This window comes from Streptomyces sp. NPDC021019, assembly GCF_044333295.1.
Lineage (GTDB): Bacteria > Actinomycetota > Actinomycetes > Streptomycetales > Streptomycetaceae > Streptomyces.
This window is the reverse complement of the sequence record NZ_JBIRQR010000001.1, coordinates 137,124-150,917: the sequence shown is the minus strand read 5'-3', so window position 1 is coordinate 150,917 and position 13,794 is coordinate 137,124. Positions and strand designations below refer to the sequence as shown.

Sequence of the window (13,794 nt, the reverse complement as noted above, 5' to 3'; positions counted from 1 at the left end):
ACGGGAAGGGCCCCCGGCCGGTGTGAACCGGACCAGGGGCCCCGGAGTGCGGTGGGCGCCGGGATCAGGGGGGTGGCGCCGGGGAGTCGCCTTCCGGGGCTGCGTGGTGGGAGCCGGCCGGGCCGGTCGTGCGGGCGGCCTCCGCGGGGTCGAGCGACAGGTGCCGGGTGGCCGGGGAGGAGCCGTGGGCCTCGGCGCGGATGCGCTGCTTCATCGTGGGCGGCACGGCCCGGTCACGCGGAAGGGTCCATCGGACCGAGGGGACGATCGGAGTTGCCGCGGTGGCTGCCGTGTGCTCCTGGGTCGTGGTGCTCGGCTGCGCCGCGGCGTTCGTGGCGCTCGCGGTGCCCGCCGTGGCGGTGGCGAGGCCCAGCGACGCCAGGAGGGCGAAGAACGCGGTGATGAAGGCGGTCCAGAGGTTCTTGGGCTGGAAGGTGCTCATGGCCCCTCGCTTTCGGACGGTCCGGTTGCTGACTTCTCCGATCATGTGGATCCGGGCCGTGGTTTCGAGGAGCGACGCCCGCTCTGCGCAGATCTTCGGATGAACACCACTCGTATGGTGCAACCGGAGTGGACGGGGCCTCGCGGACGGCCGGAAGAGGGTGCCGGGAGGTCTTTCCGGACGCCGTGGAGGGGTGTTCCGGGGCCCCCGGGCAGGTAACCGATCGGTATCGGTCGGTGTGTATAGTCGGCGACAGAAGGCCCATACGCCAAGGAAAGACGAGGTCGCGCGGTGAAGAAGCTTCTCCTGGTCGCACTGGCCGCCATCGGCGGGCTCCTCGTGTACCGCCAGATCCAGGCGGATCGCGCCGAGCAGGATCTGTGGACGGAGGCGACCGACTCCGTGCCCGCAGGTTCGGGTGTGTGAGACGGCACAGTCTGTTACGGGCCCCGGTCGCTGAGCGGCCGGGGCTTCGTGCTGCCCGGGGGCCCGCGCGTCGGCGAGCGGGCCCTTTGTCGTACGCGCGTGATGCCCGTACCTCCGGCCCTCCCGGCCTCTTGAGTTCACTGGAGCACATACATAAATTGCTCTGGTGAACTCCGGGCGGGCTTCGGCGAGGGGGTGGAACGCGGACAAGAGGGGCAATGCGGCTGCGGCCGGAGACACCGGCGGTGCGGGCGGGGCAGGATGGACCGGCATCGCGGCCGGGCGGTCGACGGCACCGGCGCGTGAGGACGACGAGGGGAAGCGCGTGACGAGGCAGCGCAACAGGGGCCGGGTGGTGGCCGCGGTGCTCGCGGGGATGTGCGCGGCGGCGGCCCTGCCGGGGCAGGCCCACGCGGCCGGTCCCGGGGTGTACGCGTTCGACCCCGACGCGAAGAACGTGCAGGGCGCGGCGACCAACGTCGAGGCGTCCACGCTGGACGAGGGCGTCCCGTACCGCAGCATGATCAAGCCGGGCGAGAAGCTCTACTACCGGGTCACGCTGGACGACGCCTCCGCCGCCTACGTCTCGGCGGTCGCGGTGCCCGGCGACAGCGGCGCGGTCGCCTACGGCGACGGCATCAACGTCAGTCTCCGGGAGACCGACGACACCCAATGCGGGGCGGAGCGGGCGAACTTCGGCGCGGGCGCGTACGCGCGCCCCATCTCCGCGTACGTCTTTCGGACCGTCAAGGAGGGCAGCTCCACCTGCCAGGAGAGCGGCCAGTACGACGTCCTCGTCGAGCGCGAGAGCAAGGAGACGTCCAACTCCGACGCCTGGGACCTGGAGTTGCGCTTCCTCCAGGAGCCGCGGTTGAGGAGTGGGGCGGCCATGCCGACCGACGGGCCCGAAAGCTGGCCCTCGGCCTCGGCGAAGCCGCTGACCGGGAAGCAGCAGAAGCGGTCCGGTGGGTCCGGGTACTCCGAGGCCACCAGCCTGGAGAACGGCCGCTGGCAGGACACGGTCGCCCCGGGGCAGACCCGCTTCTACCGGGTGCCGGTCGACTGGGGCCAGCAACTCCACGCCGCCGCGGGGCTCTCCAACAGCACGGGTGCCACCAAGCAGTTCGTGGGCAACGCGCTCACTCTGTCGCTGGACAACCCCGCCCAGGGACATGTCTCCGACGCCACGCTCTCGTACTCCGGAGGGCCCGCCTCCGCGTCCCTGAGGCCGCTGCCGCCGGTGGCCTACCGCAACCGGTTCGCCCCCTCGCCCCAGGTCAGCGCCATGCGCTTCGCGGGCTGGTACTACCTGTCGGTCTCCCTCAGCCCGAAGCTCAAGGAGTCCTACGGCGCCGAGCCGATCCCGTTCGAGCTGGCGGTCCAGGTGAAGAACAAGGCCGAGGCGTCCCCGTACGAGGGTGACGCCGGCGTCTTCGGCGTCACCGACCAGGACCGGGAAGTGGCCCGGAAGGGCAAGAACGCCCGGGAGGCCGCGCGGAGCGGCCCGATGACGGTGGTCGCCGCGGCCGGGATCGGCACGGGGTCCGTACTGCTGCTCGGGCTGGGCGTCTGGACGCTGCTGGCCCGCCGCCGCGCCGCCGGGTCCCCGGCGGCGGGTACGCCGGTCGCCGGGGGCCACCAGCCGCCGCGGGTCCGGTAGCCGGACCGGCGGCGGGACCGTCAGACCTGGGTCAGGGCCCAGATCCCGACCGCGAAGCAGAGCAGCGCCACCACCAGCACCCCGGCCGCCACCTTCGGCGGCGGCCCCGGACGCGGTACCCGTACGGGCGCGTGGGGAGCGGCGTGCTGTACCGGCGGGGCCGGCACCGGTGGTTGCCGCTGCTCGGCGGTGTAGGCGCGGGTGGCGACGGGGTCGTGCGGCACGCCGGAGGTCGGCGCCTGGGAGAGGTCCGGCGCGCCGACGGCGTACGGGGGAGGCGTGTCCGCGGCGAGCGGCGCGGCCGACGGCTGCTGGAAACTCGGCTGCACGTAAGGCGGTTGCCGCGGGGGCGGGGACCCGGGCGGGGGCGCGAGGTGGAAGCTGCCCGTCTCGGACATCGACGCGGGAGGCGGTGCGTAGGCCTGCGGGCCGAACTCCGCAACGGCCGGCCGCGCCGGGGCGGCCGTGGGGGCGGGGGCGGGCTCCGCCGGCTGCTGAGGGGCGGTCACGGGCCCATCGGGGCCGAATCCCGTCGGCAGCGGCCCGATCTGGTCGAACACCTCCACCGGCTCGTCGTCCGGGCCGGGTTCGGGGAGCATCTCGACCGCGGCGGTCAGGGCCTTGCGGGCGCCCGTCGCCGTCCGGAACCGGGCGTGCGGGTCCGGCTGGAGCAGCCCGGCGAGAACCTGCCACAGCGGCTCGGAAATGCCGTTGGGGGCGCTCGGGGTGCCGTGCGCGACGAAGTGCTCCACCAGCGCCTGGGAGTCGGGCTTCCGGCCCTGGAGAAGATAGAGCGCGACCAGGCCGACCGCGAAGAGGTCCGCGGGGAAGTCGGGCTCGGCGCCCATCATCTGCTCGGGGGCGAAGTAACCGGGCGTACCGACCACGTAGTCGGTCTCGGTCAGCCGGGGTTCGCCCTTGCGCATCGAGATGCCGAAGTCGGAGAGGCGCAGATGCGGGCGACCCGTTCCGGTCGCCTCCATCAGGATGTTGGCGGGCTTGATGTCGCGGTGCACCACCCCTTCGGCGTGCACCGTGGAGAGTCCGGAGAGCAGCTGGTCCAGCAGCAGGCAGACGAAGCGCGGGGGCAACGGGCCGTAGTCGCCGATGACATGGGCGAGCGAGCCCCCGCTCACCAGGTCCATGGTGAACAGGACCTTGTCGTCGTCGGCGGCCCAACTGGCCGGGGCGAGCACGTGCGGGTGCTCGATGCGCAGGGCCTGTTCGCGGACGAAGCGCAGCAGCGTGTGCGCGTCGCTCTGCTGGAGCACCTTGGCCGCGACGTACCTGCGGCGGCGGTGGTCCCAGGCGCGCCAGACGGCGCCGACCCCGCCCCGCCCGATCGGATCGATCAGCTCGTACCGACCAGCGAAGACCTCACCCATTGTGCTGCGCCCGCTCCCCGTTCCCGTGGTGCCGCGGCGTCCGCCGCGGCCCGTGTCCGGCCCCCGTGCCCTGCCGGCACCAGGGCGCCGCACGGTGTGCGCGTGCCCTGGCTCCGTCGTCCGTCGCGGTCCGGAGCCGCTAGCTCTGGTGCCCCTCGTAGTGCGCGACCGCGTCCGCGGTGCGTCCCGCTCCGTACACCTTGAGGAACTCTGCCAGCTCCGGGTGGGTCGGGGCGAGGGCGTCCGCGGCATCGATGATGTCGCCGGCCGCCGCGACCGACCGCAGCAGGGACTGGATCTCGCGCACCACGCGGCGGACGGTGGGAGCGCCGCCGGTGGAGGGGGTCTGGCCGGTGGCGGTCAGGACCGACCCACCCTGTGACTTCTTGATCTCCCCCATGCGGTCGGTGGCCTCGCCCGCGCTGACGCTTCCGTCGGCCACCTGGCTCGCCAGCTCCTGGAGGGCCTGGACGCGCTGGACCACCGCGGGATTCCCGATCTTGGCCCGCTGGCCGCTCATCAGCTGGGAGAGCATCGGGGCGGAGAGCCCGAGAACAGCGGCCAGCCGGGCCTGGTTCAGGCCGAGGTCATCGATCAGCCGACGGAAGAGCGCCCCCAACGGCTCTCCGTACCAACTGCGTTGAAGCTCTCTGGCTCTTGCCGTCGCCTCTTGTTGCGCTGCGTCCATGGCGTCTCCCCATCGCTGCCGCTTCGCTGCTGCGAACCTTGCGAGCATCTTACGGAGCGTGGTCGTCCACGGGGAGTCCCTATCCTTTTGCAGGATCCCGGGGGTCACCCGGTACTCTGGTCTGCGACGGTAGCCCTGGCACGGACGTGCTGGGCGTTGCCCTCGTTCGTTGTGGCCCGGGGCCTTAGCTCAGTTGGTAGAGCGCTGCCTTTGCAAGGCAGATGTCAGGAGTTCGAATCTCCTAGGCTCCACATCCCAGACCCCCCTGAACTGCGGTAACGCGGTTCAGGGGGGTCTTTCTCGTTCCGTCTCGTCCTGCTCCCGCGTCGGCGCACCGCCGGGCGCCTGGGCCCCTGCCGGGCCCCGATCTCGTACGATCCGGAACCGGCGCGCTTCCTGCGGGGACCGAGTGCCGGAGGCACCAGGCACACTTCATACGTAAACAGTCGAGCCACAAAAGGACTCAGGCATGATCACGTTGACGAAGGAAGACGGCCCGGCCGACCTGGGTGGGGTGACCCATCTGTCCATCGGGGCGTCCTGGGACCCCACCGTGGGGAGCAGCGGCGGCCTGATGGGGAAGCTCCGGCAGAAGGCCGGAACGGACCTCGACCTGATCGCCATCGCGCTGCAGGGCGGGGACCCGGTGCGGCTGGCAGGTCTGGACTCGCTGGACCCGCTGGGCAACGGCTCGCTGGTGCACAGCGGGGACAACCAGACCGGGCACGGTGACGGTGACGACGAGACGGTGACCGTCGAGTTCGCCAAGATTCCTTCGAACATCACGGCGATCGTCTTCATCGCCGCCGCGTACAAGAAGCGCAGCGCGTTCAGCAACGCGCGCAACATCAGCTTCAAGGTGTACGACGCGACGGGCGGCAGCACGCAGCAGGTCGCCGACATCTGGCCGAGCATGCTCACCCAGGACAACGGCGTCGCCGTGGCCAAGGCGATCCGCGAGGGCGCCGGCTGGAAGCTTCAGGTGATCAACGAGACCGGGAAGATCAAGCAGGGCGACGAGCAGGCCCTGATGCGCTTCGCCGTGAGCCGGTAGTCGTCGGTGAGCGCGGCCCCGCCGCCGTCTTACGGCGGGGCGGGGCGGGGACGGAGTACGGACGCGGGGGGGGGCGCCCCCCCCCGGGGGGGGGGCCCCCCCCCCCCCCCCGCCCCGGGGGGGGGGGGGGGGGGGGGCCCGGGGCGGGGGGGGGGGGGGCCCCCCGGGGGGGGGGGCCCCCCCCCCCCGCGTCCGTACTCTCGGGGGGCAGGCCCGGGGGAGTCCCGGGTCAGGGCCGGTCGTCGAGGCCGGGGGCGCCCCCCTCGCCCGACTCGGCCTCGGCCTGCTTGGCCTCGACCTCCGGGTCGAGGTCGGCCCGGGCGCTGCCATCGACCGAGTTGAGCGGCGAACGCTCGTCGCCCACCTCGGTGGCGACGGGCGGCTCGACCAGCCAGTCCGGGTTGGCTTGCTTGTCCCACCAGCGCCAGGCGGCGTAAGCGCCGCCGGCCAGGACGCCCAGTACCAGGAACCCCTTCGCGGCCCGGCCCGCCTTGGCCCGCCGCTGGTGCTTCCTGGCCAGTTTCTGGATCTCCTTGGCCGTCACCTGGGTGCGCAGCGCCGCGAGGGCGGCCGCGCTGCGGGCGGAAGCCTGCTCGGCGACGGGCAGGGCCACCGCACGGGCGTGCTCGACGCGGGGGGCGGTGTAGTCGGCGGCGCTCCGTGCGGCCCTACGGGTGGAGACCGCGGCGCGGTGCGCGGCCTCGTCGACCCTGGGCGGCACGTGCGTACGGGCCTGTTCGAGGCGAGGTGCGAGGTGGGACGCGTACTGGACACGGGCCTGCTTGGCGGCCTTCGTCACTTTCGGCGCGAGTTGATTGCGAGCCTCGTGCGCGTAGTGGGCCGCCTGCTTCTTGGCTGTGTCGGCGTAAGGCGCCACCACTTCCGCGGCGTGCTGCGCGCTGTCCTTCGCCGAGTCGGTTGCGGCGCGCACGCTGTCGATGCGGGTCACGAGATCCTCCTCCTTGGTGGCGGGTAGGTACTCCGCCTGTCCGCCCAGTTCGAAATCATGCCTGTTAGGTCCATGCCCGGCATGCGGGACGGGCATCCGGGTCATGGTCGTCATTTGCGGCCGAAACGGTTCATGTGAGGTGTGCCGACGACAATGCCACGGTTCGCCGTCGAACGCGCCGTTTCGTCCGGCATCCGGCCGCACATTTCCCGGTCCGTGGGAGGATCGGCGGACGTCAGCGACGGAGGTGACGTCAGGTGAAGGACGAAGGAAGGCAGACCGTGGCCGAGCAGCTTTACGCCACCTTGAAGACCAATCAGGGCGACATCGAGATTCGGCTTCTGCCGAACCACGCGCCCAAGACGGTCCGGAACTTCGTCGAGCTGGCCACCGGGCAGCGCGAGTGGGTGAACCCGGAGACCGGCGAGAAGTCCACGGACCGGTTGTACGACGGCACCGTCTTCCACCGCGTCATCAGCGGTTTCATGATCCAGGGCGGCGATCCGCTGGGCAACGGCACCGGCGGCCCCGGCTACAAGTTCGCCGACGAGTTCCACCCGGAGCTGGGCTTCACGCAGCCGTACCTGCTGGCCATGGCGAACGCGGGCCCGGGGACGAACGGGTCGCAGTTCTTCCTGACCGTGTCCCCCACCGCCTGGCTCACCGGCAAGCACACCATCTTCGGCGAGGTGTCCGGCGAGGCCGGCCGCAAGGTCGTCGACGCCATCGCGGCCACCCCGACCAATCCGCGCACCGACCGTCCGCTGCGGGACGTGGTGATCGAGTCCGTGGTCGTCGAGACCCGCTGACGGTCGGCTCCCGCCGGACACCCGCGCGGGAACCAACAGCCCCGCCCGTCCGTACTGATACATAGCGGACCAGCGGGGCGGCGCTGTTCGCGCCGCCGAGCGACGAGGACCGAGAGGCAGGCCAGGACCGATGGACCAGCAGCCGCCGGAGGACCGTGCCGCCGCGGGAAGCGGGGCGCCGACGCCGACCTGCTACCGCCACCCCGACCGCGAGACCGGCATCAGCTGTACGCGCTGCGAGCGGCCCGTCTGCCCCGAGTGCATGGTCAGCGCCTCGGTCGGCTTCCAGTGCCCCGACTGCGTACGCCAGGGCTCCGGCACCGGGCACCACCCGGCGGCCAGTCGGCCGCGGACGCTGGCGGGCGGCTCGGTGGCCGCCGACCCGCGCCTGGTCACCAAGATCCTGCTCGGCATCAATCTGGCCGTCTTCCTCCTGGTCTCCGTCCGTCCCGCGCTCGTGGGCGATCTGACGCTGGTCGGGCGTTGGGACCCGGCACCGATGCTGGTTCCCGCCACGGGCGTGGCCGAGGGCCAGTGGTACCGCCTGGTGACCTCGATGTTCCTGCACCAGGAAGTGGTGCACATCGCGTTCAACATGCTGGGGCTGTGGTGGCTCGGCGGACAGTTGGAGGCCGCGCTCGGCCGTAGCCGCTACCTCGCGCTCTATCTGCTGTCCGGTCTCGCGGGCAGCGCCCTGACGTATCTGCTCGCCGAGCCCGACCAGGGGTCTCTGGGCGCGTCCGGCGCGGTCTACGGCCTGTTCGGCGCCACCGCCGTTCTGATGCGCCGGATGAACTACGACATGCGGCCCGTGCTGGTGCTTCTGGCGATCAACCTGTTCTTCACTTTCCGCTGGGACGGCATCGCCTGGGAGGCGCACGTCGGCGGGCTGATCGCGGGCGTCGTCATCGCCATCGGCATGGTCCACGCCCCGCGCGAGCGGCGTACAGCGGTGCAGGCGGGTGCGTGCGCGCTCGTCCTGCTGGCGTCCGTCGGGATCGTCGTCGCTCGCACGATGTCCCTCACCTGAGCCGGGCTGAGCCGGATGGGCCGAATGCCGGGCGGAACGCGGGTCCTCCACCCCCAGGCGGGCCCAAGTTGTCCACAGTCTGCGCAGAATCTTGTGCATGGCAAGAGGAACATGCGTTCCCCTCGTCGCTGAGCTGGGTCTTTCCTTCTGGGCAACGGGGTGCAGCCCCCCTCGACGAGGGAGGCTGCGGTCACACCGGCGTCAACATGAGCGGAGGTTATCCACAGATCGTCTGACCTTTTCCCCCGACTGTGGATAACTCTGTGGGTAACTCAGGGCAGGGCTTGCGCGCGGAGGTGGTCCGTCACTTCCACTGCGTCGACACGGCGAAGCCGCCGGCGATGAAGCCGAAGCCGACCACGATGTTCCAGTTGCCCAGGGCGTCGACGGGAAGATCGCCTTCGGTCACGTAGAACACCACGATCCAGGCCAGCCCGATGAGGAACAGGGCCAGCATCACCGGAGCGACCCAACTGCGATTGGTCAGCTTGATGGTCGTTGCCTGCTTCGCCGGGGGCGGCGTGAAGTCGGCCTTCTTGCGGATACGTGACTTCGGCACGAGGGACTCTCCTGTCGATGCGCTGCGTGACCGCGCAGGGATCTGTGGCGGGCGCCGGGGGCGGGTGCCAGGGGGAATGCTGCCTCCCCCGAGCGTCCGTTAGCGTAGTGCTTCTCTGGCGCCTGATGAGATAAGGGTACGTTGAGCAATTCCGCCGACTCCCCAGAAGGCCCGGCCCGGCGCACCTCCGCGTGGGCGGTCCGGGGCCTCACCGCTGTGGTTTTCGCCCTGGCCGGACTCATCTTCGTCACCAGCGCCAACACCGCCAAGGGCACCAATCTGCGCAGCGACTCCTCCCTGCTCAAGCTCTCCGACCTGATCAGGGAGCGCAGTGAGAACAACGGCGAGCTGAACGACGCGGTCGCCGGCGCCCGGGCGGACGTCGACGCGCTCGCCCAGCGCGACGACGGCTCCACCAAGGCCGAGGACGCCCGGCTGGAGGCCCTGGAGAAGGCGGCCGGAACCACGAGGATCAGCGGCGACTCCGTCAGCGTGACGCTCGACGACGCGCCCCCCGACGCCACCGCCAACCCCGGCTACCCCGAGCCCCAGCCCAACGACCTGGTCATCCACCAGCAGGACCTCCAGGCCGTGGTGAACGCGCTGTGGCAGGGCGGGGCGCGGGGGATCCAGGTGATGGACCAGCGGCTGATCTCCACGAGCGCCGTCCGCTGCGTGGGGAACACGCTCATCCTCCAGGGCCGCGTCTACTCCCCGCCGTACAAGGTCACCGCGGTCGGCGACCCGGGCAAGCTCAAGCGGGCGCTCAACGACTCGACCGCGATCCAGAACTACCTGCTGTACGTGAAGGCGTACGGGCTGGGCTGGAAAGTCGACGAGAACGAGGCGGTGACTCTGCCCGGGTACTCGGGCACAGTGGATCTCCACTACGCACAGCCTGTGGAGTGAGCCCGAGCTGAGAGCCCCGGGGAGGCCGTCCGGTGCCGGTGCGCGTCGTCGTCAGAACCTTCAGCGAACTCTGCATCACCGTGGGCGCGCTGATCATCCTCTTCGTCGTCTACTTCCTGTTCTGGACAGGGGTGAAGGCGGCCGACGCGGCCGAGGGCGAGATCGACACCCTCCGGAGCGAGTGGGCCGATGAGCCGGTGGCCCCGGCCTCGCCGCCCGCCTCCCCGGAGACGTCCCCCTCCAAGACCCCGGACCCGGGCCCGGACCCGGGCGCAGCCCCGTACCGCGCCGGAAGGCCCTTCGCGACGATGCACATCCCGCGCTTCGGCGCCGACTGGGAGTGGCCCGTCCTGGAGAACACCGCGGTCACCACCCTGCAGAAGGGACTCGGGCACTACAGCGGAACGGCCCGACCCGGCGACACGGGCAACTTCGCGGTGGCCGGGCACCGGCGGACGTACGGCGACCCCTTCAAGGACTTCCCCCGGCTGCGGCCCGGGGACGCGGTGGTCGTGAACGACGGCAGGACCTGGTTCACGTACCGCGTCGCGAAGAAGCCCTACCGGACCGTGCCCTCCGACACCGCCGTCGTCGACCCGGTGCCCCGCGGCTCCGGATTCGAGGACGCCGGACGCTATCTGACGCTCACCACGTGCGAGCCGGAATGGGGCAGCAGCCACCGGCTGATCGCCTGGGCGCAGCTGGACGCCACACGGCCGGTGAGCGACGGAAGGCCGCCGGAGCTCTCCGGCTGACCGTGCTGGTCCACGCTTTTCCACAGCTGACCCCCTCCCCGGCCACGGCCCTCTAGTCTGGTGCGGGTACCGAATGGAGGGGTCAGCATGTACGGCTGGATCTGGCGGCATCTGCCGGGCAACGCGTGGGTGCGGGGTGTCATCTCGCTCGTGCTGGTTCTGGCAGTCGTCTACACGCTGTTCCAGTACGTGTTCCCCTGGGCGGAGCCGCTGCTTCCGTTCGGTGATGTGACCGTCGACGGCGAGAGCGCCGGTGGAGCAGGAGCCGACCAGTGAGCGCACGCATTCTCGTCGTGGACAACTACGACAGCTTCGTCTTCAACCTCGTCCAGTACCTCTACCAGCTCGGCGCCGAGTGCGAGGTGCTGCGCAACGACGAGGTGAGCACCGCCCACGCGCAGGACGGCTTCGACGGGGTCCTGCTCTCCCCGGGCCCCGGAACGCCCGAACAGGCCGGCGTCTGCGTCGAGATGGTGCGCCACTGCGCGGACACCGGCGTCCCGGTCTTCGGCGTCTGTCTGGGGATGCAGTCGATGGCGGTCGCGTACGGCGGCGTCGTCGACCGGGCCCCCGAGCTGCTGCACGGCAAGACCTCCCCCGTGACCCACGAGGGCAAGGGCGTCTTCGCCGGACTGCCGTCCCCCTTCACCGCGACGCGCTATCACTCGCTCGCCGCCGAACCCGGCGCGCTGCCCCCGGAGCTGGAGGTCACCGCCCGTACGGCGGACGGCATCATCATGGGGCTGCGCCACCGCGACCGGGCGGTGGAGGGCGTGCAGTTCCACCCCGAGTCGGTGCTCACCGAGCACGGCCACCTGATGCTCGCCAACTGGCTGGAGCAGTGCGGAGACCAGGGGGCCGTCGCGCGGTCGGCGGGGCTCGCGCCGGTGGTGGGCAAGGCCGCCGCGTGACCGTGGGCCGCCCCGGACACGAGGCCGGACCGGAGGGCCCCCACGCGCATGGGGCGTACGGGGCCGACGGCGCGTTCGTGGCGGCGGTGGACGGCCTCGCGGATCCGCTCAGCGATCCGTTGCCCGGCGGGCACGGCTCGCCGTGGTTCCGGGCGGACAACATCCCGGGCGGACGGGACCTGGACACCGGACCGGGCCCCGGCCCCGGGCCGGTGTCCGCGCCAGGCCCCGGAGCGCCGGAAGTGCCGGAGACCGTGCCCGGGCACGTACCGACGGCGTTGGCGGCGCACGAGGCCGGTTACACGGCTCACCAAGGGCCTCAGCAGCCCCAGGGAGCCCCGACCGAGTGGTACGACCCCGCCGGGTACCAGCGCGACTGGTACGGCCCGCAGGAGCCGTCGGCGCGCATGGCTCCGGCCGAGGAGCGGGCCCCGGCCCCGGGCCTCCCCGCCGAACCGCCCACCGAAGTGATGGCCGCTGGCGTCGGGGGACCCGCCGAGCCCCGCACCGCAGTCATCCGCCGCGTTCCGGTGGACCCCGCTCCCGAGCCGGCTGCCCGCCCCGGTCCTCCTCCCACCGGTGGGAGGGCCGAGCGGCGGCGGGCGGCCAAGGGGCGCGGCCGTCGGCGCCCGGAACCGGTCGCCGGACAGGCCGCCTCGGCCTCCCCGGCCGTCCCGATGTCCCGGATGGAGGCCCGGCGCGCGGCCAAGGCGGCCAAGGACAGCCCGGCGGTCGTCGCCAGCCGGGTGGTCGGCGAGGTGTTCATCTCGCTGGGCGTCCTGATGCTGCTGTTCGTCACCTACCAGCTCTGGTGGACCAACGTCCGGGCCGAGCAGATCGCCGGCAAGGAGACGAACCGGATCCAGGACGAGTGGGCCAAGGGCGACCGGAAGCCCGGGGTGTTCGCACCCGGCCAGGGCTTCGCGATCATGCACATCCCCAAGCTGGACGTCGTCGCCCCCATCGCCGAGGGCATCGACAAGGAGAAGGTGCTCGACCGGGGGATGCTCGGCCATTACGGCGAGGGCAGGCTCAAGACCGCGATGCCCTCCGACAAGCAGGGCAACTTCTCCGTGGCCGGCCACCGCAACACCCACGGCGAGCCGTTCCGCTACATCAACAAGCTCGAACCCGGCGACCCGATCGTGGTCGAGACGCAGGACGCGTACTACACGTACGAGATGGCCAGCATCCTTCCGCAGACCGCGCCGTCCAACATCTCGGTGATCGAGCCGGTACCGGTGGGTTCCGGGTTCAAGGGCCCGGGCCGGTACCTCACGATGACGACCTGCACCCCGGAATTCACGAGTACCTACCGGCTGATCGTCTGGGGCAAGATGGTCGACGAACGGCCGCGCAGCCAGGGGAAGCCCGACGCGCTCGTCGGCTGAACATCCTCACGACAGGGACGGTGCGGTGGCAGCGAGGACCGAGCACGACGAGCGGGCCGACACGTCTCCCTCCCGGGTGGACGCGCCCCCGCGCCGGCGAGGCCGTCACCCCGTCGCGACGGCCGTCAGCGTCTTCGGCGAACTGCTGATCACCGCGGGCCTGGTGCTCGCGCTGTTCGTCGCGTACTCCCTGTGGTGGACCAACGTGCTCGCCGACCGCGAGGCCGACAGGCAGGGCGACACGGTCCGCAGCAGATGGGCGGACGGACCCGGCGCCCTGGACACCAAGGACGGCATCGGCTTCCTGCACGTGCCCGCCATGAAGAACGGCGAGATCCTGGTCAAGAAGGGCACCGACCCCGAGACCCTGAACAACGGCATCGCGGGCTACTACACGGACCCGGTCGAGTCGGGCCTCCCCTGGGACGACGAGGGCAACTTCACGCTGGCCGCGCACCGTGACGGGCACGGCGCGAAGTTCCACAACATCCACAAGATGCAGAACGGCGATCCGGTCGTCTTCGAGACCAAGGACACCTGGTACGTCTACAAGGTCTACAAGACGCTCCCCGAGACGTCGAAGTTCAACGTCGACGTGATCCAGCCGGTCCCGGAGGAGTCGGGCGTCAAGGAACCGGGCCGCTACATCACGTTGACGACCTGCACCCCGGTCTACACCTCGAAGTACCGGTACATCGTGTGGGGCGAGCTGGAGCGTACGGAGAAGGTCGACAAGGACCGCACCAAGCCGGTCGAACTGCGCTGAGCCGCCGAGGAAAAGCCGCTCGCCGCCGGACAGCACGGGAAGGGCCCCGGTCACCATCGT

The 13,794-nt window shown here is 71.3% G+C and carries 16 protein-coding genes and 1 tRNA gene; 12 read left to right on the top strand and 5 right to left on the bottom strand.

The window, feature by feature from the left end; translation table 11 throughout:
* Positions 1 to 64: 64 nt before the first annotated feature.
* Positions 65 to 442, bottom strand: coding sequence for a DUF6344 domain-containing protein (locus ACH4RG_RS00675; RefSeq protein WP_397918827.1), 378 nt, complete (start codon positions 440 to 442; stop codon positions 65 to 67).
* A gap of 291 nt (positions 443 to 733) precedes the next feature.
* Here ACH4RG_RS00675 and ACH4RG_RS00670 point away from each other — a divergent pair, with 291 nt between their 5' ends.
* Together ACH4RG_RS00670 and ACH4RG_RS00665 are read left to right on the top strand one after the other, a co-directional pair.
* Positions 734 to 868 carry a DLW-39 family protein gene (locus ACH4RG_RS00670; RefSeq protein WP_003958712.1) on the top strand — a complete coding sequence of 45 codons (135 nt, stop codon included), beginning with the start codon at positions 734 to 736 and terminating at the stop codon, positions 866 to 868.
* 325 nt (positions 869 to 1,193) lie between these two features.
* Entirely contained in the window at positions 1,194 to 2,528 is a 1,335-nt protein-coding gene (locus ACH4RG_RS00665; protein WP_398538878.1) for a hypothetical protein, read from the top strand.
* Positions 2,529 to 2,548: 20 nt separating this feature from the next.
* Here the strand turns inward: ACH4RG_RS00665 and ACH4RG_RS00660 are convergent, their stop codons facing one another.
* Together ACH4RG_RS00660 and ACH4RG_RS00655 are read right to left on the bottom strand one after the other, a co-directional pair.
* Positions 2,549 to 3,913 (bottom strand): serine/threonine protein kinase, encoded by a 1,365-nt coding sequence (locus ACH4RG_RS00660; RefSeq protein WP_398538877.1) that lies wholly within the window; start codon positions 3,911 to 3,913, stop codon positions 2,549 to 2,551.
* 139 nt (positions 3,914 to 4,052) lie between these two features.
* Positions 4,053 to 4,601: a helix-turn-helix domain-containing protein gene (locus tag ACH4RG_RS00655; RefSeq protein WP_397918833.1), complete on the bottom strand. Its 549-nt coding sequence runs from the start codon at positions 4,599 to 4,601 to the stop codon at positions 4,053 to 4,055.
* Positions 4,602 to 4,779: 178 nt separating this feature from the next.
* Between ACH4RG_RS00655 and ACH4RG_RS00650 the strand changes: the two genes are divergently transcribed.
* Positions 4,780 to 4,852: transfer RNA gene (locus tag ACH4RG_RS00650), tRNA-Ala, on the top strand.
* A gap of 218 nt (positions 4,853 to 5,070) precedes the next feature.
* Positions 5,071 to 5,655: a TerD family protein gene (locus ACH4RG_RS00645; protein WP_215103583.1), complete on the top strand. Its 585-nt coding sequence runs from the start codon at positions 5,071 to 5,073 to the stop codon at positions 5,653 to 5,655.
* Between the two features lie 229 nt (positions 5,656 to 5,884).
* Here ACH4RG_RS00645 and ACH4RG_RS00640 read toward each other — a convergent pair whose 3' ends face one another.
* Positions 5,885 to 6,604, bottom strand: a complete 720-nt coding sequence (locus tag ACH4RG_RS00640) for a DUF5324 family protein (protein ID WP_397918835.1) — start codon at positions 6,602 to 6,604, stop codon at positions 5,885 to 5,887.
* A gap of 281 nt (positions 6,605 to 6,885) precedes the next feature.
* Between ACH4RG_RS00640 and ACH4RG_RS00635 the strand changes: the two genes are divergently transcribed.
* Both ACH4RG_RS00635 and ACH4RG_RS00630 read left to right on the top strand, forming a co-directional pair.
* Positions 6,886 to 7,413: a peptidylprolyl isomerase gene (locus ACH4RG_RS00635; RefSeq protein ID WP_265600590.1), complete on the top strand. Its 528-nt coding sequence runs from the start codon at positions 6,886 to 6,888 to the stop codon at positions 7,411 to 7,413.
* Positions 7,414 to 7,543: 130 nt separating this feature from the next.
* Positions 7,544 to 8,443 (top strand): rhomboid family intramembrane serine protease, encoded by a 900-nt coding sequence (locus ACH4RG_RS00630; RefSeq protein ID WP_397918837.1) that lies wholly within the window; start codon positions 7,544 to 7,546, stop codon positions 8,441 to 8,443.
* A 304-nt stretch (positions 8,444 to 8,747) separates the two neighbouring features.
* Here ACH4RG_RS00630 and crgA read toward each other — a convergent pair whose 3' ends face one another.
* Positions 8,748 to 9,002 carry a cell division protein CrgA gene (crgA, locus tag ACH4RG_RS00625; RefSeq protein WP_097865620.1) on the bottom strand — a complete coding sequence of 85 codons (255 nt, stop codon included), beginning with the start codon at positions 9,000 to 9,002 and terminating at the stop codon, positions 8,748 to 8,750.
* 141 nt (positions 9,003 to 9,143) lie between these two features.
* Here crgA and ACH4RG_RS00620 point away from each other — a divergent pair, with 141 nt between their 5' ends.
* The 6 genes from ACH4RG_RS00620 (at position 9,144) to ACH4RG_RS00595 (ending at position 13,734) form a co-directional block, all read left to right on the top strand.
* Positions 9,144 to 9,911 (top strand): DUF881 domain-containing protein, encoded by a 768-nt coding sequence (locus tag ACH4RG_RS00620; protein WP_397929402.1) that lies wholly within the window; start codon positions 9,144 to 9,146, stop codon positions 9,909 to 9,911.
* A gap of 32 nt (positions 9,912 to 9,943) precedes the next feature.
* Positions 9,944 to 10,666 carry a class E sortase gene (locus ACH4RG_RS00615; RefSeq protein WP_398538876.1) on the top strand — a complete coding sequence of 241 codons (723 nt, stop codon included), beginning with the start codon at positions 9,944 to 9,946 and terminating at the stop codon, positions 10,664 to 10,666.
* Between the two features lie 87 nt (positions 10,667 to 10,753).
* Positions 10,754 to 10,942 carry a hypothetical protein gene (locus ACH4RG_RS00610; protein WP_397918842.1) on the top strand — a complete coding sequence of 63 codons (189 nt, stop codon included), beginning with the start codon at positions 10,754 to 10,756 and terminating at the stop codon, positions 10,940 to 10,942.
* Positions 10,939 to 11,577: an aminodeoxychorismate/anthranilate synthase component II gene (locus ACH4RG_RS00605; protein ID WP_397918844.1), complete on the top strand. Its 639-nt coding sequence runs from the start codon at positions 10,939 to 10,941 to the stop codon at positions 11,575 to 11,577. Before ACH4RG_RS00610 ends, ACH4RG_RS00605 begins: the two co-directional genes overlap by 4 nt.
* Positions 11,574 to 12,968: a class E sortase gene (locus ACH4RG_RS00600; protein ID WP_397929407.1), complete on the top strand. Its 1,395-nt coding sequence runs from the start codon at positions 11,574 to 11,576 to the stop codon at positions 12,966 to 12,968. Before ACH4RG_RS00605 ends, ACH4RG_RS00600 begins: the two co-directional genes overlap by 4 nt.
* A gap of 25 nt (positions 12,969 to 12,993) precedes the next feature.
* Positions 12,994 to 13,734 carry a class E sortase gene (locus ACH4RG_RS00595; protein ID WP_397918848.1) on the top strand — a complete coding sequence of 247 codons (741 nt, stop codon included), beginning with the start codon at positions 12,994 to 12,996 and terminating at the stop codon, positions 13,732 to 13,734.
* Positions 13,735 to 13,794 lie beyond the last annotated feature (60 nt).